Source organism: Photobacterium sp. Ph5 (assembly GCF_022129445.1).
Taxonomy (GTDB): domain Bacteria; phylum Pseudomonadota; class Gammaproteobacteria; order Enterobacterales; family Vibrionaceae; genus Photobacterium.
On sequence record NZ_JADQAQ010000058.1, the window covers coordinates 1 to 22,252 of the forward strand.

Here is a 22,252-nt window from a genome sequence, read left to right on the forward strand (position 1 = left end):
AAAGCCTACCCTAAGCCTAACGGCTTAGGATGAGGCGGACCATATAATTAAGCCCGCTAAACTAGCGGGCTTTCTTTTTAATCAGTTTAAGATATTAAGCTTTTGCTTTTTTACCTTTAGTGATTTTCACTGGCTCTGATTTTTTAATTACTGTTGTACCTTCAAACGCTTCACCTTCAATGAAAGGCTTACCGTAGTAAGAAGCAAGTAATACTTCTTTTAACTCAGAGATTAGAGGGTAACGTGGGTTTGCACCTGTACACTGATCATCAAACGCTTCTACCGCTAACTCATCAACTTTCGCTAGGAAATCAGCTTCAGCAACACCCGCTTCTTGAATTGACATTGGAATCTGAAGATTCACTTTCAATTCGTCTAACCAAGTTAGTAGACGCTCAATCTTCTGTGCAGTACGGTCACCAGCGTGTGATAGACCCAAGTGGTCAGCAACTTCAGCATAACGACGACGTGCTTGTGGGCTTGCGTACTGTGAAAATGCAGTTTGCTTCGTTGGGTTATCATTTGCGTTGTAACGAACTACGTTAGAAATCAACAATGCGTTAGCAAGACCGTGTGGTACGTGGAACTCAGCACCTAGTTTGTGCGCCATTGAGTGACAAACACCTAGGAATGCGTTAGCAAACGCGATACCAGCGATAGTTGCCGCATTGTGTACTTTCTCACGTGCGATTGGGTCATTAGCACCGTTCGCGTAGCTTGAAGGTAAGTACTCTTTTAGCATTCTTAGTGCTTGAAGTGCTTGACCATCTGAGTATTCGTTAGCAAGAACAGATACATAAGCTTCTAGTGCGTGAGTAACTGCATCGTAACCACCAAATGCTGTTAGTGACTTAGGCATATTCATTACTAAGTTCGCATCAACGATAGCCATTTGAGGCGTTAACTCGTAATCCGCTAATGGGTACTTAGCGCCTGTTTTATCGTCAGTTACAACCGCAAATGGTGTTACTTCAGAACCTGTACCAGATGTAGTAGTAATACATACTAGCTCAGCTTTCTTACCCATTTTAGGGAACTTGTAGATACGCTTACGAATGTCCATAAAGCGCATTGCTAGTTCTTCGAAATGCGTTTCTGGGTGCTCGTACATAACCCACATAATCTTCGCAGCATCCATTGGTGAACCACCGCCTAGTGCGATAATTACATCAGGTTGGAAGCTCTTCATTGCTTCAGCGCCTTTCTCAACAACAGACAGTGTTGGATCCGCTTCTACATCAAAGAATGTTTGAACTTCGATACCTTGTGCTTTAAGCAAAGATACGATTTCATCTGCATAACCGTTATTGAATAGGAAACGGTCTGTTACTAAGAACGCACGCTTCTTACCTTCTAGGTCGCTAAGTGCGATTGGAAGGCTACCACGACGGAAGTAAATTGATTTAGGTAGTTTATGCCACAACATATTTTCAGCTCGCTTCGCTACTGTCTTCTTGTTGATAAGGTGCTTAGGACCTACGTTCTCAGAGATAGAGTTACCACCCCATGAGCCACAACCTAGAGTTAGCGAAGGCGCAACGTTAAAGTTGTAAAGATCACCGATACCACCATGAGTCGTTGGGATATTTACAAGAATACGTGCAGTTTTCATCTTGTCGCCGAAGTATTTAATACGGTCAGCATTAGTATCTTGGTTAGTGTATAGGCCAGATGTATGACCGATGCCACCAATCTCAACCATTGTTACTGCTTGATCTACCGCATTTTCAAATGAAGACGCGCGGAACATACCTAGTGTAGGGGATAGCTTTTCATGTGCGAACTCGTCATCGAAAGAAACTTGCTCACCTTCACCGATAAGGATCTTAGTATCAGCTGGCACTTTAACGCCAGCCATTTCAGCAATTTTAGTTGCTGGCTGACCTACGATATCTGCGTTTAGTGCACCGTTAATAAGCAATACTTTACGAACTTTATTTGCTTCGTCTTTTGATAGTACGTAGCCGTTGTGAGAAGCGAAACGCTCTTTCACTTCATCATATACTTCATCCATAACGATAACTGCTTGCTCAGAAGCACAAACAACACCGTTATCAAACGTTTTTGACATAAGTACAGATGCTACTGCACGCTTAACATCAGCCGTTTCATCGATAACAACAGGTACGTTACCCGCACCAACACCGATAGCAGGTTTACCTGAAGAGTAAGCCGCTTTAACCATGCCTGGACCACCAGTTGCAAGGATAAGGTTGATATCGTCGTGCTTCATTAGAGCATTTGAAAGCTCAACAGATGGTTGGTCGATCCAACCAATAATGTCTTTTGGTGCGCCGGCAGCAACAGCAGCATCAAGTACTAATTTTGCAGCAGCGTTAGTTGAATCTTTAGCTCGTGGGTGTGGCGAGAAGATAATCGCATTACGTGTTTTTAGAGAAATAAGAGATTTGAAAATTGCTGTAGATGTTGGGTTCGTTGTTGGAACGATACCACAAATGATACCTACAGGCTCTGCAATAGTCATGGTGCCGAACTCATCGTTCTCTTCCAAGATACCGCACGTCTTTTCGTCTTTGTATTTGTTGTAGATAAATTCTGAAGCGAAGTGGTTTTTAATAACCTTATCTTCGATGATACCCATACCAGACTCAGCAACAGCTTGTTGAGCTAGAGGAATACGTGCGTTGTTTGCAGCAAGAGAAGCAGCGCGGAAAATTTTATCCACTTGCTCTTGAGAGTAAGTTGCAAATTCTTTTTGCGCCGCTTTTACGCGAGCGACCATTGCATCTAATTCAGTGATATTTGTAACAGGCATAGTAGACTCCTACCTTAAGATTGAAAACTTTTTAGTAAGGATACGGCTTGATTCCTTTCCTTCTTAATCCTATTGAATTAAGAAAAACACATACTTAGTAAATTGCTTTCAAAACTGATTATATTTAGTCACATTTTAAAAAGATTTGATTTAGATCACTGTTAGCTCAGATGTTCGATTTACAACTAAAAGCCACCAATACGTTCAAAAATCAGACGTTTAATCTTCATCACTAGCTATTTTACTATATTTTCATGAGCACGTGACTTTAATCACACACTTCACAAGACGAAATATTACGTAATAAAAATACATTTACTAGCCCTGTATTTATCCACTTGTGATAGTTATCACCTTTTTATATGACAATTGGTCAATATTGAGCCATTACTTTCATAAGCATTTCATTTCACCATACTAGTTCATGTTTCTAACAATGAAAATTTATGAACAAAAATGGATAAATATTTTTCAAAAAACCAAAACTGAAGGCATTTTTTTGTGGTTAGGCTAATAATTTAAGATTAAAATATCACCGAATAGTTAATAAACATTCGTTTTAACCATCTAAAATAAACTGATGGGTTATTGATGATAAAATTATGAACTACGCCTTATATACGAGGCATTTTTACCCTGAGATCAACTGTATTGATTAATACTATTCTCATGACTTACACCTAGTAACATCTAACAGAGAAAAACATGCAAGCCATTGAAATAGGAATATTTTTACACTTTTTAGTCGGGCTTTTTGCAACAGTGAACCCTGTTGGTATTATGCCTGTATTCGTGTCATTAACAGGTTCAATGACACCAGAGGAGCGTAATAAAACAGCATTAACAACCAATACGGCCGTTGTTGTCATACTGGTGGTGGCTCTAGTTGCAGGTCAACACTTATTAGATCTCTTTAGTATCTCTATTGATTCATTCCGAGTTGCTGGCGGCTTACTGTTGCTGAGTATCGCTTTTTCAATGATGAACGGTAAGATTGGTGAAGTGAAACAGAATAAAGAAGAAAAATCAGAATCTGTTATTCGTGAACAAGTTGGGGTCGTTCCCCTTGCTATGCCATTAATGGCTGGGCCTGGTGCTATCAGTTCAACCATCGTTTATGGTTCCAAGTATCCAACGATGACATCAACGATTGGCATTGCTATTACCATTGTTGTATTTGCTTTTGGCTGTTGGTTACTGTTTCGCTCTGCGCCATTAATTGTACGTTTCCTAGGTCAAACTGGCATTAACGTTATTACTCGTATCATGGGTTTGATCCTTGCAGCACTAGGTATCGAATTTATTATTAATGGTTTAAAAGTCATGCTACCTGGTTTGGTATAACAATAATCATTAATTTAATTTATTCATAAACAGCAATAATTAAAAAGTCTCGGGGTTTCCGAGACTTTTTAATTATCTCCCCCTTTGACTCACTATTTCCCATAACGTTATGACTATTTTTGTTATACTGTTCCGCTTATTAATACGTCATATAAAATAACAAAAGCAGATTGGCGTAAGTTCACAGCTAACTAACACTTAATTATGATTAAACTGACCCAACGACAACGTCTCTACCAAATCATTTTTGGTACTTCTACACGCGCAGGACAACTATTCGATATTGGCTTAATTATCGCTATCGTCAGTTCTGAACTGATCCTTATCATTTCATCCGTAGCCAGTATTGAATCAAAATACTCTACTGCTTTATTAGCAGCTGAATGGTTTTTCACCATTTTATTCACGATAGAATATATTTTGCGTTTATATTGTTCACCGCGCCCTCTTGCTTATGCTAGAAGTTTCTATGGCATCATAGATTTAATCGCAATTGTGCCTGCGTATATCTCTTTCTTCGTGCCAGGTTCAAATTATTTACTGATCGTACGTTTAATTCGTGTATTGCGTATCTTCCGTGTATTAAAGCTGGCTCGATTCTTACAAGATTCAAATATCCTTTTACGTTCACTTCGTCATGCCCAACGTAAAATCTTTGTATTCTTCAGTTCTGTATTAATTCTAGTTACCGTGTTTGGTTCTCTAATGTTCATCATTGAAGGACCTGAAAATGGCTTTACCAGTATCCCTAAAAGCATTTATTGGGCTGTAGTAACCATTACAACGGTTGGTTATGGCGATATCGTGCCACAAACAGTGATGGGGAAAGCGTTAGCCTCATTAACCATGTTACTCGGTTATTCGATTCTTGCCGTTCCTACTGGTATTTTGACTGCTGAAATTAATCAAGAAATGAAAACCCATCGGAATCTAAGACGCTGTCCTAATTGTGCCACCAGTGGTCATGAACTTGATGCCGACTATTGCAAAAAGTGCGGCACTCAACTTCCAGAAAACATCTAATACCACACTTATTTAAAAGCCTATTGTTAAGCCATTATTCTTAGTGGCTTTCATCTTTAACCATTTGATCTATAGACGTGACGTGATTCTTATTTTTAAAAGATAATCATCATTTTCATTTTATTTGGTCTACCGTTATCTTCATCACTTAGGAAATACAAAAAATTAATGCGATTATCGATATACTCACTAATTTGTAGCTTAATACTGATATTCAGTACTCCAGCTTCCGCTACATTAACACTTTTTGAAACCAATCAACCTGAGCTAACGCAAGCTGCAACGAGCATTAATACTGCAATTAATCAGCTACCTGATCAGCACTTGTTTACTCATAACGATGTTAAAAAAGTCAATTCATTACTGTCAAAAACACTATTGCAGCAACAAAAACACCGAAAACTGCTTGCTACAGCACTGACTGAATATCATAAAAGTGATGATAAAGAACAAGCGTGGGAAAAGCTGTCATCTGTTTACAGTTCATTACTGAGTATTAGCCAAGATAAAGAACGTCTACTTAATTTAAGTTCATCTGCCATTCAAGATAAGGTGACAGGATTTGGCCCTTTTGGGGTGCAGCAATTTAAGTTAGAGCTCTCAATCACAGCGCTTAACTTACAATACATGGCTCTATATCAATTACGTAGTTTCCATGATTTGCTGAAAGATATGCTGATTTCTCCGGTGCCCATTCTCGTGGTTGCCTTAAAAGTATTTGGTATTCTCTTCTTACTTTCCTGGTGGCAGCGTAATAGCGCACGTTTAATCGATCATTTTCGTGAAACACAACTCGAGCATAATCCACACCCAAATCTTTTATTTCGTACAATTTGGTATATCAGCCGTGCTCATCGTCCGATTGGTTGGTTAATAGCTATCACACTTTCGCTTCGAGTCGTCTCACAACTGCCAAGCTTACATCACTTGATCTACTTAGAAATATTCACTTGGTGGATTCTTGGTGGCTCAATCGCAGTACGTTTTATTCTTGAGTTTGCACGCCGTAATAGTATTAATAACAGTGATGCTGAAGTTGTCGCATTACGCCTTTCAACCATCCGTCAATATGTATGGGGGTTTATTGCCGCAGGCGTAATTCTGCAAATTTCAGCGCGTACACTGGGACAAGGCACCATCTATGCATGGATTTGGTCAATTATCTTCTTTGGTTTTATCCTATTAACCTTAATTACGCTTCGCCGTTGGCGACATATCGTCTTTAAGCGTTTAGAAGGCGCAACACATCTCCCCCTTTCTATTAAATGGGCGCTCAAACATAAAGATAAATTATTACTTTCGATTCCAGCAACAGCACTAGGTGCAGCATGGCTCACTTTACGTCGTTTCCAACACTCCTTAGTTGCTAATTTATCAAAATACATTTTCTTTCGTCATGCTCTTGCGTACCTATTTAGAATTGAAGTGGCAAAGCAAACAGAAACGTCACGCGAACAACTCAATATGGTACGTATTAAAGGCTCCGCTACCTATGAGTACGTGAAACCAGGCAGTGATGATAGCCCGATCATTGATGATTATGCATTAGAAGAAATTAAGCAGCTTTCAGGGTACTTATTAACAGACAAACCCGCAGTTTGCGTTGTTTCCGGTGAGCGAGGTATTGGCACCACAACACTTCTTCGTCGCTTATTACATAAAGTGAAAAATGCCACTCCGATATATATTAACTGTCCTTATGATGGCTACGCAGAGTTATTACAGCAGTTCTCGACTGCACTTGGGCTTGCCAGTGACAGTTGCGAAGATGATATTCTTGAATATTTACGTAATAGTGAAACAACTTATTTAATTGCCATTGATAACGCACAACGACTAGTGACACCTAAAGTTGGTGGACTAAAAGATTTAATGAGTATCACTAATTTATTACGTAAAACACGTAAAAGTCATCGCGCAATTATTGCGGTAGAGAAATCATGTTGGCGTTTTGTTGATCGAGCTCGTGGTGAGCGTTTACTGTTTGATCTAGTGACCTTTATGCCTCGTTGGAGCGAACAGCAAATTGGCGACTTATTAAAAACTCGTACCTCTTCTGAAGGAGAGTTTGCCATCAGTTTTGAAGGCTTAGTGCTACCCCGTCAGTGGGATGAAGATGACATCACGGAAGAAGAACGCGCTCAACGAGGGTTCTATCGTATTTTGTGGGATTACTCTGATGGTAATCCGACTGTTGCTGTACGTTTCTTCCGTTTCTCTCTGCAATTAGATAAAGACACAGAAAAAGTTCTTGTTCGTTTATTTAAAGCACCACAGTCAGAAGATTTAGAACAAATGCCAAAGCCAATGCTAGCCGTTTTACGTTCTATCGTGCAGTTAGAAGTCGCATCACCGAAAGAGCTCTCTGAATGTACTCAGCTCAGTCTTGATGAAATCATTGGTACGTTACGTTACTTCCAAAGCCGTGGTTTTATTGAATGGTCAGATGATAAAGCAAAAATTTCCGATCACTGGTTCCGTCATATAACCAATGTTCTCCACCGTCAGCACTTACTGGTGAAATAAATGAAGCATTTATTCTTTATCTTTAGCCTAATACTTCTTAGTTTTTCGCCAGCATCCTTTGCTGATGACATGCCAAATATCGAAAACTTCCAGCAATTTGCTAGTCTTATCCGCTGGAGTGGCGTGCTATTTTCAGCATTAACTGTTTGTGCCGCTTGGATATTACTGCGATTCATTCAATCGATTGTTGATGGTATCAGTAGCCAATTTGCTCAACGTCGAATGTTGCTACAAAAATTGCAATCTTTCTTCCAATTCTTCATTTATATGTCGACGGGTATTGCCGTCTTTATGATGAGTTTCCGTGTTGATGATCGTATCTTAGCTCTGATTGGCGGTACAATTGCGGTATCTGTCGGTTTTGCACTTAAAGACTTGGCTGCCTCGTTCATTGCAGGCTTAACCGTGATGATTGATAGACCTTTCCAGGTTGGCGATCGTGTAACATTTGAAGGCAATTATGGTGATATTATTACTATCGGTTTGCGCTCTGTACGTATGCGTACCTTAAATGATGATATTATCACCATACCAAACAACAAATTCTTAAGTGAAGTCACCGTCAGTGGTAACTATGGCGCACTGGATATGCAGGTAGTGATCCCCTTCTATATCAGTATGGATCAAGATATCCGCTTAGCCCGTGATTTAATCCAAGAAGCAGCGTCATCAAGCCGTTATATTCACCTACCAAAACCTGTGACAGTTTTAGTAAAGCAAACTATCACCGATAACTACCTAGCTATTATGTTGACTTGTAAAGCTTATGTGGTTGATACCAAATATGAAAAGTTATTTGAAACCGATATTACACTACGTGTAATGGAAGAATTTGCACGTAATGGTATTAAGCCACCAGCGATCGCACTCAAAAGTGCCGATGCTTAATTCGTATTTATATTACTGATATAAAAAAACCGAGCACTTAGCTCGGTTTTTTCTTATGGGGATGTAATTACTTACGACGCCATGTTGTGCCTTGTGCACCATCTTCTAAGATAATGCCCATTGCTAATAACTTATCACGAGCTTCATCTGCTGCAGCCCAATCTTTTGCTGCACGCGCATCAAGACGTTGTTGAATCAATGCTTCAATTTCAGCCACATTATCATCTTCACCAGCACCACCTTGTAGGAAAGCTTCAGGCTCTTGAGATAGAAGACCAAGTACATCAGCAAGCTCACGCATACGTGCACCTAATGCTGAAGCTGTAGCAACATCATCTGTTTTCAAACGGTTAATTTCACGCGCCATGTCAAACAGTACTGAGTAAGCTTCAGGTGTATTGAAGTCATCATCCATCGACTCTTTAAAGCGAGTAACAAACTCATCACCGCCAGCCGCTTCAACAGATGTATCTAAACCACGAAGTGAAGTATATAGACGCTCTAGTGCAGAACGTGCTTGTTTCAAGTTATCTTCGCTGTAGTTTAGCTGACTACGGTAGTGACCAGACATTAGGAAGTAACGTACAGTTTCAGGATCGTAGTGGTTTAATACATCACGAATCGTGAAGAAGTTACCTAATGACTTAGACATCTTCTCGCGGTCAACCATTACCATGCCACTGTGCATCCATGTATTCACATATTGGCCATCGTGTGCACAGCATGATTGTGCAATTTCATTTTCATGGTGTGGGAACTGTAAATCAGAGCCACCACCGTGAATATCAAAGTGATCACCAAGAATAGATGAGTTCATTGCTGAACATTCAATGTGCCAGCCAGGACGACCAGGACCCCATGGTGATTCCCATGTTGGCTCACCTGGCTTAGACATTTTCCATAGAACAAAGTCTAATGGACTACGCTTAGCCATATCGATATCAACGCGTGCACCCGCTTGAAGTTGATCAAGATCTTGCTTAGATAAGCGACCGTAATCTTCAAACTTGCTCACTTCAAACATCACATCGCCATTAGAAGCCACATACGCAAAACCACGCTCAATTAAACGCTCACAAAGTGCAATAATTTCTGCGATAAACTGTGTTGCTCGCGGTTCAACATCTGGACGTTTCATACCTAACGCATCAAAGTCTGCATGCATTTCACCGATCAAACGTTCAGTTAACGACTCACAACTTTCGCCATTTTCAGCAGCACGCTTAATAATTTTATCGTCAATATCAGTAATATTACGAACAAATGTTAGGTCGTAACCAGAATAGCGCAGGTAACGAGAAACCACGTCAAAAGATACAAACGTACGACCGTGCCCGATGTGACACAAATCGTAGATCGTTACTCCACAGACGTACATGCCTACTTTACCAGGCTGGATTGGGGTGAATGCCTCTTTCTGTCGTGTGAGCGAGTTATAGATCTTTAACATGTCTCTTCATTACTCATAGTAGTAGGGTTACAAATTCGAGGGGTAATTACACCTTTTATGCCTTTTGTTGGCAAGGAAAATCCTTTAATGAATGCTATTTTAGCAATTAGCCATCGATTAATCGGGTAATGTTTGTCTGAGCAGACTATGGTAAGTTAATATTCGAGACTTAAAGAAAATACTCCATTAAAGGAAAAGATCATGATTACCCTTCACACAAATTTTGGTGACATCAAAATTAACCTATTCGAAGACAAAGCACCTCAAACGTGTGCAAACTTCCTTCAATACTGCCGTGATGGTTTCTACAACGGTACTATTTTCCACCGTGTTATTGATGGTTTCATGGTTCAAGGCGGCGGCATGCTTCCTGGTATGGAAGAGAAAGAAACTCGCGCTCCAATTCAAAACGAAGCAAACAATGGTCTAAGCAACAAGACAGGTACACTTGCAATGGCGCGTACTAACGCTCCTCACTCTGCAAGCTCTCAGTTCTTCATCAACGTAAAAGACAACAACTTCCTAGATTTTACTGGTGAAAACATGAGCGGCTGGGGCTACTGTGTATTTGCAGCTGTCGTTGAAGGTATGGACGTAGTTAACAAGATTAAAGCTGTGAAAACAGGCCGTCACGGTTACCACTCTGATGTGCCAGTTGAAGATGTTGTTATCGAAAGTGTAACTATCGAAGAATAAGTCTTCATTGATATTAAGGGTGGCATTGACCACCCTTTTTCTATTATGACAACACTATTTATTTCAGATCTGCACTTAAGTGCTGAGCGTCCTGATATGACAGCGTGTTTTTTGCGATTTATGGCAGAAGACACTAAAAATATTGACGCCTTATACGTGCTCGGGGATTTGTTTGAAATGTGGATTGGTGATGATGAAGACTCGCCTTTTTTACAACAAATCAAACAAGCTTTTAAAACCCTCACTGACTCGGGTATTCCTTGCTATTTTATCCATGGTAATCGCGACTTTTTAATTGGTAAACGTTTTAGCCAACAAACAGGGGTACAGTTACTCCCTGAGCATAGCGTTGTTGAGCTCTACGGAAAACCAACCTTAATCCTCCATGGTGACACTTTATGCATAGAAGACGAAGCGTATCAACGTTACCGTAAAAAAGTGCATAACAAGTTTATTCAATGGTTATTCTTCCGTATTCCTCTTTCTCGTCGTATTAAAATTGGTGAGAAGTTTAGAAATAATAGCAGTAAGAATAATCAGATGAAGAGCCAATCCATCATGGACGTCACACCAAGTGAAGTGGTTCGATTGATGCAAGCGTTCCATGTTGATCAAATGATCCATGGTCACACCCATCGACCAGATATTCATTCGCTAACTGTTGATAATAAACCAGCCTCACGCATTGTCCTCGGTGATTGGTATGAACATGGCTCGATTTTAGTCGTTACGCCTGATGGTTATCAGCTAGAAACTCGTAATTTTGATACTCATCAGCAGCAATAAAAAAGGTACGCAGTGCGTACCTTTCTTTTTATGCCATCTTTTCTTCAACATCCACTTGCTTTAGCTGTTTTCTATCAGCAGCCCAAGAGCGATACATCGTCACAGAGGTATAAAAGACAACAGCACAAACAAGCCATGCTAATACCTTCATATCCAGTGATTTCACCAAATAAGCAGCAATCACCACCCCAATAGGTCCTGTTATTGCTACCGCAACAGATGCTCGGCTGTTGATCTTATTACGGCGAAGGAAACCACCTGCCGAGAAGAAGCCTAAGAAACCACATGAGCACATCATCACAGGGAATGCCGCTAGCGGATTCATACCCAACATGTAGATCATCGTCATACATGGTGCGTATAAACCAATACCTACCGTCATTAATGCGCCAAATAAGAAGTTACCGGCAATACCGACTGCCAACTTCCACCCTGTTAAGCCTAAACTGGTTCCACCAAGTGGGAATAGTTTTAACTGCCCCGCAAGCATCAAGCCAGCCACCACCAACAAAGCGCCACTCATCACAATACGTATATGTTGACGATCCCAATTAGAGACTAAACGCGCACCGACTGTTGCCCCTAAACATGCAGAAACAACAAGACTCAATAAGGTAACTGAATCCACATTCACCGCAGTAAGGAAAATGAGTGCTTGCACGACCGTGGCTAAAACGGCTTGGCAATTCAATGTTCCTGGAAGAACTTGATCATCAATAAGCTTAAACTGTTTATAACCTGCTGTCATAATGGCAAAGCTTCCCACACCTAAAGTGTCACAGAAATTTGCAAAACCACCAATTAAAGCAATGGGAATAACACGTGTATCTGCTTCCTGCTTTCGGTTTCTTCGCCATGCCATCACAAGCATAACAATAAAAACACTACCACCAACAAGCAATCCCGCTTGTATCAAGGTAAATATAGACATAAATAGTACAAATACGATTTGAAAAAAAATTGAGTAGGTAGATCAAACAATTCACACCAGAAGTGAACATTTAAACGCTAGTATTATGAACTCAAAACAGGTTACACACCATTTTTATTATTTATAGTAGCTTTATGTGCTAATATATTGTTGAAATGTAATTTTTTAAACCATTCATGGGTATGGTGTACTTGATACTTCAATATTTTATTTAAATAGTGTTAAAAACATCACTTTGTAAATTATATAATTTTGATATGCTTTAACTGATAATAACAATACTAAAATAATTTAATTTTTATTCTCTTTGGACTTTTCTGTAGATTTCAATGTTCTCATATATTGCTCGACAACCTATTTTAAACAGAAATAAGCAAACTGTTGGCTATGAACTTTTATTTAGGGATGGTCCAGATAACTGCTTTCCAAATATTGGTGATGAACAAGCCACAAACCGTCTGCTTAACGATAACTTTTTCAGCTCTGCTGGAGAGGCCCAATTAACGTCAGGCAAACGTGCTTTTGTTAACTTCCCCTATAGTTCAATCGTTTCAGGAACCCCTCTTCTTTTTCCCAAACACAGTTTTATTATCGAAATCCTTGAAAATTGTGAACCTACTGACGAGCTTTTTGAAGCAATAAAACAACTTCATCAAAAAGGCTACACACTCGCACTTGATGATTTTATTCCCAATGAACGATGGAATCGCTTTTTCCCTTATATCCACATCATTAAATTTGATATTCGTATTCTCAGTATTCCAAAAGCAGCACGCTTTATTCAATTCTATAAAGAAAAAACAAAACTGCGCTTTTTAGCCGAAAAAGTAGAAACACAAGAAGAATACAAACAAGCTTATGATGCTGGTTTTGATCTTTTCCAAGGTTTCTTTTTCAGTAAGCCTGAAATGATCCAACGAAAATCATTAAAACCCTCATCTTTAACAACGTTACGCTTATTTAAAGAAATTTGTGTCACTGATGTTGATTTTGACAAAATAGAAGAAATTATTGCTACTGATTTAACCTTATCGTACAAATTACTTAGACACGTCAATGCCTTAACATCGATGCGTTCAAAACCAGTAACCTCTTTTAAACAAGCGTTAATTTTTCTTGGTGAAGATCAACTACGCCGTTTTGTTACGTTTGTTGCAACTTCACATGCTGTTGAAAATAAACCTCAATCTCTTTATAACTTATCGCTCCAACGTGCACATTTTTGTGAGCAGCTATATCGGACCCGAGTCCCCAAGGATAACGGTAACCAAGCCTTTCTTACTGGACTATTTTCCTTATTAGATTCATTGCTTGATCAGCCATTAGAAGAACTAATAGAGCTCTTACCTTTAAGTGAACAAGTTAAGTTAGCGTTAACTAAACGTGCTGGCCCTTTAGGAGCCATTTTAAACTTAACCGATGCTTATGATCAGGCTAACTGGCCATTAGTTAGAAAATACAGCACGGCATTGAAAATCAATGAATCAAGCATTGCAGACTACTATTTAGAGTCAGTAAAATGGTCTGCTGAATATGAGCAAACCTCGGCTAAATAAACATGTCTAAACACACATCAATGTGTCCTTGTGGAAGTAATAAGCTCCTTATTGAGTGCTGTAAACCTATCCATCTTGATCATTCAAAAGCACAGCATCCAGAACAGCTGATGCGTGCACGTTACAGTGCCCACGTACTCGGATTAGTTGATTTTGTCGTCCAAACTTATCACTCAAGTTGTGAAGCAGAACAACACCGCGATGCTATTGCAGAGTCAGTACATTTAACATGGTTAGGGTTAGATGTTCTAAACAGTGAAATCGCTGAGAGCGGCGAAGGTTTTGTTGAATTTAAAGCTATGTACAAAGAAGCAGGCAATGAATATATTCTGCAAGAACGTTCACGCTTTTTACAACAAGAAAAAGATAGCAAGCTATGTTGGTTTTACATTGATGGTGAATACCCAGAGCCACCACCAGTAGAGCAATCAGCTCCATCAACTCCCGTTAAAAGTGAAAAAACCGTCGGTCGTAACGACCCTTGCTTATGTGGCAGCGGTAAGAAATATAAAAAATGTTGTGGTTAATACAGCGTTAACATTCCTCTCACTGAAACCGATCTTAGCATCGGTTTTTTCTCATCCCAGCATACTCTTCCACTTAAACTATATGCTGAGCCAATAACTCCGCCCCCTCTTATTTTTACGACGCAATTAATTTAACCATCTAAAACTCAACAAGTTATAAAAAGTATTCTTACAATTGCGACAACGCTTAAACTATTTTCGAAAAGAAAAATAAATCAGATAAAAGGTTCAAAATAATGTTGCATTATCTAACACTCTTAGTTAGTGTGGATAACAAGAAAGTAACACCATTATGTATTAACGAGATTTTATTATGCGTATCCAAATGACTAACAATCATATCCATCACCATCCTGACTAGTCTTTCGGGAGGATACGCCTCACCCTGGAAGACAACATACTCTTCCAGTGGTCACAAGGAATAATCAAATTCAGACCCTCGGAAGATACAAGCTTCCGAGGGTTTTTTAATACCAGATTTTGAATTAAGTGAATTAAGACAGGGAAATGACTATGCAAACACAACGATTACGCATTGCGATTCAGAAAAAAGGCCGTCTAAGTAAAGAATGTCAAACACTGCTTAAACGCTGTGGTGTGAAATTTAACATGGTAGGCGAACGTCTTGTTGTTCATGCTGAAAACATGCCTATCGACTTACTACTTGTTCGTGATGACGATATTCCTGGTCTTATCATGGATGGTGTAGTTGACTTAGGTGTGATTGGTGAAAATGAACTTGAAGAAGTCGGCCTTGAACGTGCTGCTCGCGGTGAGCCATCAGATTACAAAAAACTACGTCGTCTAGATTTTGGTGGTTGCCGCCTATCTATTGCGATTGATAAAGATGCCGAGTACAACGGTCCTCAAGATCTAAACGGTAAACGCATTGCGACAACTTATCCGCAATTAGTGAAACGTTATATGGATGAGCTAGGCGTTAAGTTTAGCACTTGTATGCTAAACGGCTCTGTTGAAGTTGCCCCACGTGCAGGGCTTGCTGATGCCATCTGTGATTTGGTTTCAACCGGTGCCACACTTGAAGCGAATGGCCTTAAAGAAGCAGAAGTGATCCTGCGTTCAAAAGCGGTACTAATCCAATCAACCCAAACACTTGATGATGAAAAGCAAGCATTAATTGAACGCTTACTGACCCGTATGCAAGGTGTGATCCAAGCAAAAGAATCAAAATACATCATGCTGCATGCACCCACTGATCGCCTAGAGCAAATTAAACTGCTACTACCTGGCGCTGAAGATCCAACCGTACTTCCTCTTGCTGAAGACAAATCTCGTGTTGCTATCCATTTAGTGAGTTCTGAAAACCTATTCTGGGAAACAATGGAACAGCTAAAAGAATTAGGTGCAAGCTCTATTCTAGTATTGCCAATCGAGAAAATGATGGAGTAATCGATGAAGACAGTTGTATGGCAATCCTTAAGTGAAAGTCAGCGAGAAAATCTTCTTGCTCGACCAGCCGTTAATAATGGCGCTAATATTAGCGCTATTGTTTCTGGCATTATTAGCGATGTCCGTGAACGTGGTGATGAAGCTTTACTTGAACTGACAGAAAAATTTGATGGTATTCGTCCAGCATCCATCAAAGTCAGTAACACAGAAATCGATGATGCATGTGCTCGATTAAGTACAGAGATGAAAGAAGCGCTACAACAAGCCTTTGACAATATCAGTACCTTCCATAAAGCACAAAAGCAATCGACACTTCGTGTAGAAACACAGCCAGGTATCATATGTGAGCAAATGACACGCCCTGTTAATTCAGTCGGTTTGTATATTCCAGGTGGCAGTGCACCACTACCATCAACCGTATTAATGCTCGGCGTACCCGCTAAAATAGCAGGTTGCCAAAAAGTGGTGCTGTGCTCTCCACCGCCTATTGCAGATGAAATCTTATACGTTGCCAAATTATGTGGCATCGATGATGTTTATAATGTCGGTGGTTCACAAGCAGTTGCGGCGATGGCCTACGGCAGCGAAACCGTAACAAAAGTCGATAAGATTTTTGGCCCAGGCAATGCCTTTGTCACAGAAGCTAAACGTCAAGTGAGTAATGATTTCCGTGGTGCCGCTATTGATATGCCAGCAGGCCCATCAGAGGTGTTAGTGATTGCAGATAGCAGCGCTGATCCTGATTTCATTGCCGCAGATCTTCTGAGTCAAGCTGAGCATGGCCCTGACTCTCAAGTTATTTTGGTTACACCAGATCCAATCATTGCCGATAAAACAGCGGATGCAATCCAGCGTCAACTAGCTGAGTTATCACGTGCAGATATTGCAAAAGAAGCATTAGGTTCAAGCCTACTTATTGTTGCTGAAACCTTGCCGCAATGTATTGCGATTTCTAACAACTATGGACCTGAGCACTTAATTGTTCAAACCCGTACGCCACGTGATTTAGTGCCATTACTTGACAATGCAGGCTCTATTTTCTTAGGTAACTGGTCACCGGAATCTGTTGGTGATTATGCATCTGGTACTAACCACGTATTACCAACCTATGGTTACACACGCACCTATTCAAGTTTAGGCTTGGCTGACTTTTCTAAGCGTATGACAGTACAAGAGCTGTCTGCGGATGGCCTATTGGGGTTAGCAAAAACAGTAACCACGATTGCCGATGCTGAAGGTCTTGATGCCCACAAACGTGCAGTAACAATCCGTGTTGAAAAATTAACGGCTAAGCGTGAGGGATAAATCATGACGATGGCAAGACTAGCACGTAAAACAGTACGTGAATTAACCCCTTACCAATCAGCCCGTCGACTAGGCGGCAACGGAGACATTTGGTTAAATGCCAATGAATCGCCGTTTGACAACGAGTACAGCATTAGTCTTGCTCGATTAAACCGTTACAGCGAATGTCAGCCACCAGCATTAATCAATGCCTACGCAGACTATGCCAATGTAAAACCCGAGCAAGTATTAACCTCACGTGGTGCCGATGAAGGCATTGAACTTCTGATCCGCGCTTTTTGTGAGCCAAACCAAGACAGTATTTTATATTGTCCTCCGACATATGGCATGTATGCCATCAGCGCTGAAACTTACGATGTAAATGCGAAAGTTGTTCCGCTTACAAGAAAGTGGCAATTGGATTTAGAGGCCATTTCACAAAGCCTTGATGGCGTGAAAATTGTTTTCGTCTGTAGCCCAAATAACCCAACAGGTAACTTGTTAGCACGTAAAGACATTGAAGCTCTGTTAGATATGACAGCAAACTCAGCTCTAGTAGTCGTTGATGAAGCCTATATCGATTTCTGCTTAGAAGAAAGTGCGAGCGATTTACTGTCAAGCTACCCTAATTTAGTCATTCTTCGTACGCTATCAAAAGCGTTTGCACTAGCGGGTTTGCGCTGTGGCTTTACCATTGCTAACAGCGATATTATCGATGTTTTGCTTAAAGTGATTGCCCCCTATCCAGTACCTGTACCCGTCACTGAAATTGCAGTCCAAGCCCTATCAGAAGCGGGTCGTGCACGAACAAAATTCCAAGTGCTTGATATCAGTGCTAACCGCGCTTACTTACAAGCGGGTTTAAGCATGTTAGATGGCGTAACCGTATTTGATGGCTACGGTAATTACCTACTGGTTGAATTCCCTAATGCAGATCAACTCTTTAAAGCATTATGGGATAACGGCATTATTTTACGCCGCTCTCCGATTGAAAACTGTATTCGAATCAGTGTAGGTAACCGCGATGAGTGTGAGAAAACCCTCGCCTTTATTCGTAGCCAATTAGAACAACAATAAGGACGTTGATTGTGAGCAAGGAAAAGATTTTATTTATTGACCGTGACGGCACCTTAATTGTTGAGCCGCCAGTAGACTTTCAAGTAGACCGTTTAGACAAACTTAAATTTGAACCAAATGTAATTCCTGCCCTACTTGCTTTGCAAAACGCAGGCTACAAACTAGTGATGGTGACAAACCAAGATGGTTTAGGTACAGATAGCTACCCACAGGCGGATTTTGATGCGCCACATAACATGATGATGGAAATCTTCGAATCACAAGGTGTAGTATTTAGCGATGTGCTGATCTGTCCTCACTTTGATAACGAAGGTTGTAGTTGTCGTAAGCCTAAGCTTGGACTTGTCAAAGAATACCTTCAACAAGGTCGCGTAGACTTTGAAACCTCAGCAGTCATTGGCGATCGGATTACCGATCTACAGCTTGCTGAAAATATGGCGATTCGTGGTATTCAGTACAACCCTGAAACCATGAATTGGATGCAGATCTTAACTGATTTAACCACCCAACCTCGCATTGCTGAAGTTGTACGAACCACCAAAGAAACTGACATTCACGTTAAAGTGAATTTAGATCAAACGGGCGGTAATACGATTTCAACTGGCCTTGGCTTTTTTGATCACATGTTAGATCAAATCGCCACGCACGGTGGTTTTCAAATGACCTTAACTGTCGATGGTGATTTACACATCGATGATCACCACAGTGTTGAAGATGCCGCACTTGCGTTAGGCGAAGCGTTGAAAAAAGCATTAGGTGATAAACGTGGAATTGGCCGCTTTGGCTTTAGCCTACCGATGGATGAGTGTTTAGCCCAATGTGCGTTAGATTTATCTGGTCGTCCGTATTTGAAATTTGATGCACAATTTAGTCGTGATCAAGTAGGTGATTTATCAACGGAAATGGTGCCGCACTTCTTCCGCTCTTTAACTGATACGCTCGCTTGTACCCTGCACTTATCATCAACAGGTAATAACGATCACCACATCGTTGAAAGCCTATTTAAAGCTTTCGGCCGCACATTGCGCCAAGCAATTAAAGTAGAAGGTAACGAACTACCAAGCAGTAAAGGAGTGTTGTAATGACAGCAACCAATACTCAACAGCGCGTAGTCATTATTGATACTGGTTGTGCCAATGTATCTTCTGTTCGATTTGCTATTGAACGTCTTGGCTATCAGGTGGTAGTCAGCAAAGATCCAGAAGTTGTACTTGCTGCCGATAAGCTCTTTCTTCCGGGAGTAGGTACAGCCAGTGAAGCAATGCAGAACCTACAACAGCGCGATTTAGTTAGCTTAGTAAAACAAGTGACTAAACCGCTGTTGGGGATTTGTTTAGGTATGCAATTACTAGGTAAAGCGTCGCAAGAGCACGGACAAAATGGCAGTGAAATTATTCCCTGCCTAGATTTGTGTGATGCTTCTGTAGAGAAAATCCAAGCAGAGGGTTTACCGCTGCCACATATGGGTTGGAACACCATTACACCGGAAGATAATCACCCACTATTTAAAGGCATTCCTGCGGGAAGCTATTTTTATTTCGTTCATAGTTACGCCATGCCTGTATTTGATCATACCGCGCAACAAGGTGGCAAAACCATCGCCAGCGCGCAATATGGTCAAAGCTTTACCGCAGCAGTGCAAAGCGGCAATTACTACGGGGTGCAATTTCACCCAGAGCGTTCAAGTAAAGCTGGCGCGAAACTCATTCAAAACTTCCTCGAACTATAACGATAACAAAAGGACTTGTTATGATTATTCCTGCATTAGATCTGATTGAAGGCCAAGTCGTTCGTCTATTCCAAGGCGACTATGGTCAAGTAACAGAATACAAAGTCGATCCCGCAGAGCAATTTAACCTTTACCACCTAGCTGGCGCTAACTGGCTCCACTTAGTTGATTTAACGGGCGCAAAAGATACACAAGCCCGTCAGTTATCTTTAATTGAAAAACTACTCAAAAGCACACCAGCAAATGTACAAATTGGTGGTGGCGTACGCACCGAGCAAGACGTCGCAGATCTGTTAAACGCTGGTGCTAAACGTGTCGTGATTGGTTCTACCGCCGTTAAACAGCCAGAAATGGTAAAAGGTTGGATGGAAAAATACGGTGCTGAACACATCGTATTGGCGCTGGATATCAATATTGATGACAACGGTAACCGCATTGTTGCTGTCTCTGGTTGGCAAGAAGACTCAGGCGTTACTATTGAGGCGCTATTAGAAGATTTCTTAAAAGTGGGTTTAAAACACGTGCTATGTACTGACATTTCTCGTGATGGCACATTGGCAGGCTCAAATGTCGAGCTGTATGTCGATCTTTGTCGTCAATATCCACAAGTACAATTTCAATCATCTGGCGGCATTGGCTCGCTGGATGATATTGCGGCATTAAAAGGCTCAGGCGTAGCTGGTGTGATTGTCGGTCGTGCCCTACTTGACGGCAAATTTACTGCCGAGCAAGCCTTTACATGCTGGAACAATTAAGGAGACCACAATGTTAGCTAAACGTATTATACCTTGTTTAGACGTACGTGATGGTCAAGTTGTAAAAGGCGTCCAATTTCGTAACCACGAAATCATTGGCGACATTGTACCGCTAGCCAAACGTTACGCTGAAGAAGGCGCAGATGAACTGGTTTTCTACGATATTACCGCATCAAGTGACGGTCGTGTTGTTGATAAAAGCTGGGTATCTCGTGTTGCTGAAGTAATTGATATTCCGTTCTGTGTCGCAGGTGGTATTAAATCTGCTGACGATGCGAGCCGTATTCTTCAATTTGGTGCTGATAAAGTCTCTATCAATTCACCGGCTCTGGCAGATCCGACATTAATCACTACCCTAGCAGATAAGTTCGGTGTGCAATGTATCGTTGTCGGTATTGATTCCTATTTTGACGCTGAAACAGGTCAATATCAGGTATACCAATTTACTGGTGATGAAAGCCGCACCAAAGCTACCCAATGGCAAACACTTGATTGGGTTGAAGAAGTTCAACGTCGTGGCGCTGGTGAAATCGTACTGAATATGATGAACCAAGATGGCGTGCGTAATGGTTACGACTTAGAGCAACTCAACATGGTACGCAATGTATGTAATGTACCTTTAATTGCTTCTGGTGGTGCGGGTGAAATGCAACACTTTAGCGATGCCTTTAAGATTACGAATGTAGACGGCGCTTTAGCGGCCTCTGTTTTCCATAAACAAATCATCAATATTGGTGAGTTAAAGCAATTTTTGAAAACGCAAAATGTGGAGATCCGACTATGAGTTTATTAACCAAGATCAATTGGGAAAAAGTAGCCGGACTGATCCCTGCTATTGTTCAAGATAACACAAGTGGTCAAGTCCTTATGCTTGGCTACATGAATGAAGACGCGCTGCAAAAGACACTTGATACTAAACAAGTAACGTTCTGGTCTCGTACTAAAGAGCGCCTATGGACGAAAGGTGAAACATCCGGCAACGTACTCCAGCTTAAAAATATTCAGCTTGATTGTGACCAAGACACCTTATTGGTACAAGTCGATCCGATTGGTCCAACTTGCCACTTAAACACCACCACCTGTTTTGATTCTGATGAAAGCGATGCACAGCCACCGTCATTGGTTTTCCTTCATCAACTTGAACAGCTCTTGGCGAGTCGTAAAGGTGCAGATCCTGAGTCTTCCTACACAGCCAGCCTCTACGCCCGTGGCACCAAGCGTATATCGCAAAAAGTGGGCGAAGAAGGCGTTGAAGTCGCGCTTGCGGCAACGTCGGGTGACAAAGCGGAATTAGTGTGTGAGTCTGCGGATTTGATCTATCACCTGCTTGTACTACTGCAAGATCAAGGTTTATCACTGTCAGATGTGACTAATAAACTGCAAGAGCGTCACAATAAGAAATAATTCAATCGTCAGTTACGATGAAAAAGCCAGCTAACTAAGCCTGTCTCTTATACACAAATCCCTAAGCTGCAGCTTGGGGATTTTTTTGAA

General features: G+C 40.9%; 19 protein-coding genes and 1 other annotated feature. Of the genes, 16 read left to right on the forward strand and 3 right to left on the reverse strand.

What is annotated here, in order from left to right; translation table 11 throughout:
• Positions 1-94 precede the first annotated feature (94 nt).
• Positions 95-2,776, reverse strand: a complete 2,682-nt coding sequence (gene adhE, locus I3259_RS17345; protein ID WP_238030978.1) for a bifunctional acetaldehyde-CoA/alcohol dehydrogenase — start codon at positions 2,774-2,776, stop codon at positions 95-97.
• A gap of 705 nt (positions 2,777-3,481) precedes the next feature.
• On the opposite strand from adhE, the gene I3259_RS17350 reads away from it, so the two are divergent.
• The 4 genes from I3259_RS17350 to I3259_RS17365 all read left to right on the forward strand — a co-directional run bounded on the left by I3259_RS17350 (position 3,482) and on the right by I3259_RS17365 (position 8,557).
• Entirely contained in the window at positions 3,482-4,120 is a 639-nt protein-coding gene (locus tag I3259_RS17350; protein ID WP_238030979.1) for a YchE family NAAT transporter, read from the forward strand.
• A gap of 204 nt (positions 4,121-4,324) precedes the next feature.
• Entirely contained in the window at positions 4,325-5,143 is an 819-nt protein-coding gene (locus I3259_RS17355) for an ion transporter (RefSeq protein ID WP_238030980.1), read from the forward strand.
• 168 nt (positions 5,144-5,311) lie between these two features.
• A complete protein-coding gene (locus tag I3259_RS17360; RefSeq protein ID WP_238030981.1) occupies positions 5,312-7,669 on the forward strand; it encodes an ATP-binding protein in 2,358 nt (785 codons plus the stop codon).
• Positions 7,670-8,557, forward strand: a complete 888-nt coding sequence (locus I3259_RS17365; RefSeq protein ID WP_238030982.1) for a mechanosensitive ion channel domain-containing protein — start codon at positions 7,670-7,672, stop codon at positions 8,555-8,557. It abuts the gene before it with no gap.
• Positions 8,558-8,624: 67 nt separating this feature from the next.
• Here I3259_RS17365 and cysS read toward each other — a convergent pair whose 3' ends face one another.
• Entirely contained in the window at positions 8,625-10,007 is a 1,383-nt protein-coding gene (cysS, locus tag I3259_RS17370) for a cysteine--tRNA ligase (protein WP_238030983.1), read from the reverse strand.
• A 201-nt stretch (positions 10,008-10,208) separates the two neighbouring features.
• Between cysS and I3259_RS17375 the strand changes: the two genes are divergently transcribed.
• Both I3259_RS17375 and lpxH read left to right on the forward strand, forming a co-directional pair.
• A complete protein-coding gene (locus I3259_RS17375; protein ID WP_005370640.1) occupies positions 10,209-10,703 on the forward strand; it encodes a peptidylprolyl isomerase in 495 nt (164 codons plus the stop codon).
• Between the two features lie 45 nt (positions 10,704-10,748).
• Positions 10,749-11,489: a UDP-2,3-diacylglucosamine diphosphatase gene (gene lpxH, locus I3259_RS17380; protein WP_238030984.1), complete on the forward strand. Its 741-nt coding sequence runs from the start codon at positions 10,749-10,751 to the stop codon at positions 11,487-11,489.
• 28 nt (positions 11,490-11,517) lie between these two features.
• Here lpxH and I3259_RS17385 read toward each other — a convergent pair whose 3' ends face one another.
• Positions 11,518-12,420: a sulfite exporter TauE/SafE family protein gene (locus I3259_RS17385; RefSeq protein WP_238030985.1), complete on the reverse strand. Its 903-nt coding sequence runs from the start codon at positions 12,418-12,420 to the stop codon at positions 11,518-11,520.
• 329 nt (positions 12,421-12,749) lie between these two features.
• Between I3259_RS17385 and I3259_RS17390 the strand changes: the two genes are divergently transcribed.
• From I3259_RS17390 to hisIE, 10 genes are all read left to right on the forward strand, one after another.
• Positions 12,750-13,976, forward strand: coding sequence for an HDOD domain-containing protein (locus tag I3259_RS17390; protein WP_238030986.1), 1,227 nt, complete (start codon positions 12,750-12,752; stop codon positions 13,974-13,976).
• 2 nt (positions 13,977-13,978) lie between these two features.
• Positions 13,979-14,503 carry a YchJ family metal-binding protein gene (locus I3259_RS17395; protein WP_238030987.1) on the forward strand — a complete coding sequence of 175 codons (525 nt, stop codon included), beginning with the start codon at positions 13,979-13,981 and terminating at the stop codon, positions 14,501-14,503.
• 336 nt (positions 14,504-14,839) lie between these two features.
• Positions 14,840-14,975: a sequence feature (His leader region), on the forward strand.
• 41 nt (positions 14,976-15,016) lie between these two features.
• Positions 15,017-15,913, forward strand: a complete 897-nt coding sequence (gene hisG / locus I3259_RS17400; RefSeq protein WP_238030988.1) for an ATP phosphoribosyltransferase — start codon at positions 15,017-15,019, stop codon at positions 15,911-15,913.
• 3 nt (positions 15,914-15,916) lie between these two features.
• The gene (hisD, locus tag I3259_RS17405; protein WP_238030989.1) at positions 15,917-17,218 is read left to right on the forward strand and encodes a histidinol dehydrogenase; all 1,302 of its coding nucleotides are present in this window, start codon (positions 15,917-15,919) and stop codon (positions 17,216-17,218) included.
• A 9-nt stretch (positions 17,219-17,227) separates the two neighbouring features.
• Positions 17,228-18,274, forward strand: coding sequence for a histidinol-phosphate transaminase (gene hisC, locus I3259_RS17410; protein WP_238030994.1), 1,047 nt, complete (start codon positions 17,228-17,230; stop codon positions 18,272-18,274).
• 8 nt (positions 18,275-18,282) lie between these two features.
• Complete coding sequence (gene hisB / locus I3259_RS17415) at positions 18,283-19,356, forward strand: bifunctional histidinol-phosphatase/imidazoleglycerol-phosphate dehydratase HisB (protein ID WP_238030995.1); 1,074 nt, start codon at positions 18,283-18,285, stop codon at positions 19,354-19,356.
• Complete coding sequence (gene hisH / locus I3259_RS17420; protein ID WP_238030990.1) at positions 19,356-20,003, forward strand: imidazole glycerol phosphate synthase subunit HisH; 648 nt, start codon at positions 19,356-19,358, stop codon at positions 20,001-20,003. The genes hisB and hisH overlap by 1 nt, the downstream gene beginning before the upstream one ends.
• Before the next feature lie 20 nt (positions 20,004-20,023).
• Positions 20,024-20,758 (forward strand): 1-(5-phosphoribosyl)-5-[(5-phosphoribosylamino)methylideneamino]imidazole-4-carboxamide isomerase, encoded by a 735-nt coding sequence (hisA, locus tag I3259_RS17425; RefSeq protein WP_238030991.1) that lies wholly within the window; start codon positions 20,024-20,026, stop codon positions 20,756-20,758.
• Between the two features lie 10 nt (positions 20,759-20,768).
• Positions 20,769-21,542, forward strand: a complete 774-nt coding sequence (hisF, locus tag I3259_RS17430; protein WP_238030992.1) for an imidazole glycerol phosphate synthase subunit HisF — start codon at positions 20,769-20,771, stop codon at positions 21,540-21,542.
• A complete protein-coding gene (gene hisIE, locus I3259_RS17435; RefSeq protein WP_238030993.1) occupies positions 21,539-22,162 on the forward strand; it encodes a bifunctional phosphoribosyl-AMP cyclohydrolase/phosphoribosyl-ATP diphosphatase HisIE in 624 nt (207 codons plus the stop codon). The genes hisF and hisIE overlap by 4 nt, the downstream gene beginning before the upstream one ends.
• Positions 22,163-22,252: the final 90 nt, after the last annotated feature.

Coding starts and splice junctions, on each gene's coding strand:
- adhE (WP_238030978.1), bottom strand. CDS start 2,776: ATGCCTGTTACAAATATCACTGAATTAGATGCAATGGTCGCTCGCGTA.
- I3259_RS17350 (WP_238030979.1), top strand. CDS start 3,482: ATGCAAGCCATTGAAATAGGAATATTTTTACACTTTTTAGTCGGGCTT.
- I3259_RS17355 (WP_238030980.1), top strand. CDS start 4,325: ATGATTAAACTGACCCAACGACAACGTCTCTACCAAATCATTTTTGGT.
- I3259_RS17360 (WP_238030981.1), top strand. CDS start 5,312: ATGCGATTATCGATATACTCACTAATTTGTAGCTTAATACTGATATTC.
- I3259_RS17365 (WP_238030982.1), top strand. CDS start 7,670: ATGAAGCATTTATTCTTTATCTTTAGCCTAATACTTCTTAGTTTTTCG.
- cysS (WP_238030983.1), bottom strand. CDS start 10,007: ATGTTAAAGATCTATAACTCGCTCACACGACAGAAAGAGGCATTCACC.
- I3259_RS17375 (WP_005370640.1), top strand. CDS start 10,209: ATGATTACCCTTCACACAAATTTTGGTGACATCAAAATTAACCTATTC.
- lpxH (WP_238030984.1), top strand. CDS start 10,749: ATGACAACACTATTTATTTCAGATCTGCACTTAAGTGCTGAGCGTCCT.
- I3259_RS17385 (WP_238030985.1), bottom strand. CDS start 12,420: ATGTCTATATTTACCTTGATACAAGCGGGATTGCTTGTTGGTGGTAGT.
- I3259_RS17390 (WP_238030986.1), top strand. CDS start 12,750: ATGTTCTCATATATTGCTCGACAACCTATTTTAAACAGAAATAAGCAA.
- I3259_RS17395 (WP_238030987.1), top strand. CDS start 13,979: ATGTCTAAACACACATCAATGTGTCCTTGTGGAAGTAATAAGCTCCTT.
- hisG (WP_238030988.1), top strand. CDS start 15,017: ATGCAAACACAACGATTACGCATTGCGATTCAGAAAAAAGGCCGTCTA.
- hisD (WP_238030989.1), top strand. CDS start 15,917: ATGAAGACAGTTGTATGGCAATCCTTAAGTGAAAGTCAGCGAGAAAAT.
- hisC (WP_238030994.1), top strand. CDS start 17,228: ATGGCAAGACTAGCACGTAAAACAGTACGTGAATTAACCCCTTACCAA.
- hisH (WP_238030990.1), top strand. CDS start 19,356: ATGACAGCAACCAATACTCAACAGCGCGTAGTCATTATTGATACTGGT.
- hisA (WP_238030991.1), top strand. CDS start 20,024: ATGATTATTCCTGCATTAGATCTGATTGAAGGCCAAGTCGTTCGTCTA.
- hisF (WP_238030992.1), top strand. CDS start 20,769: ATGTTAGCTAAACGTATTATACCTTGTTTAGACGTACGTGATGGTCAA.
- hisIE (WP_238030993.1), top strand. CDS start 21,539: ATGAGTTTATTAACCAAGATCAATTGGGAAAAAGTAGCCGGACTGATC.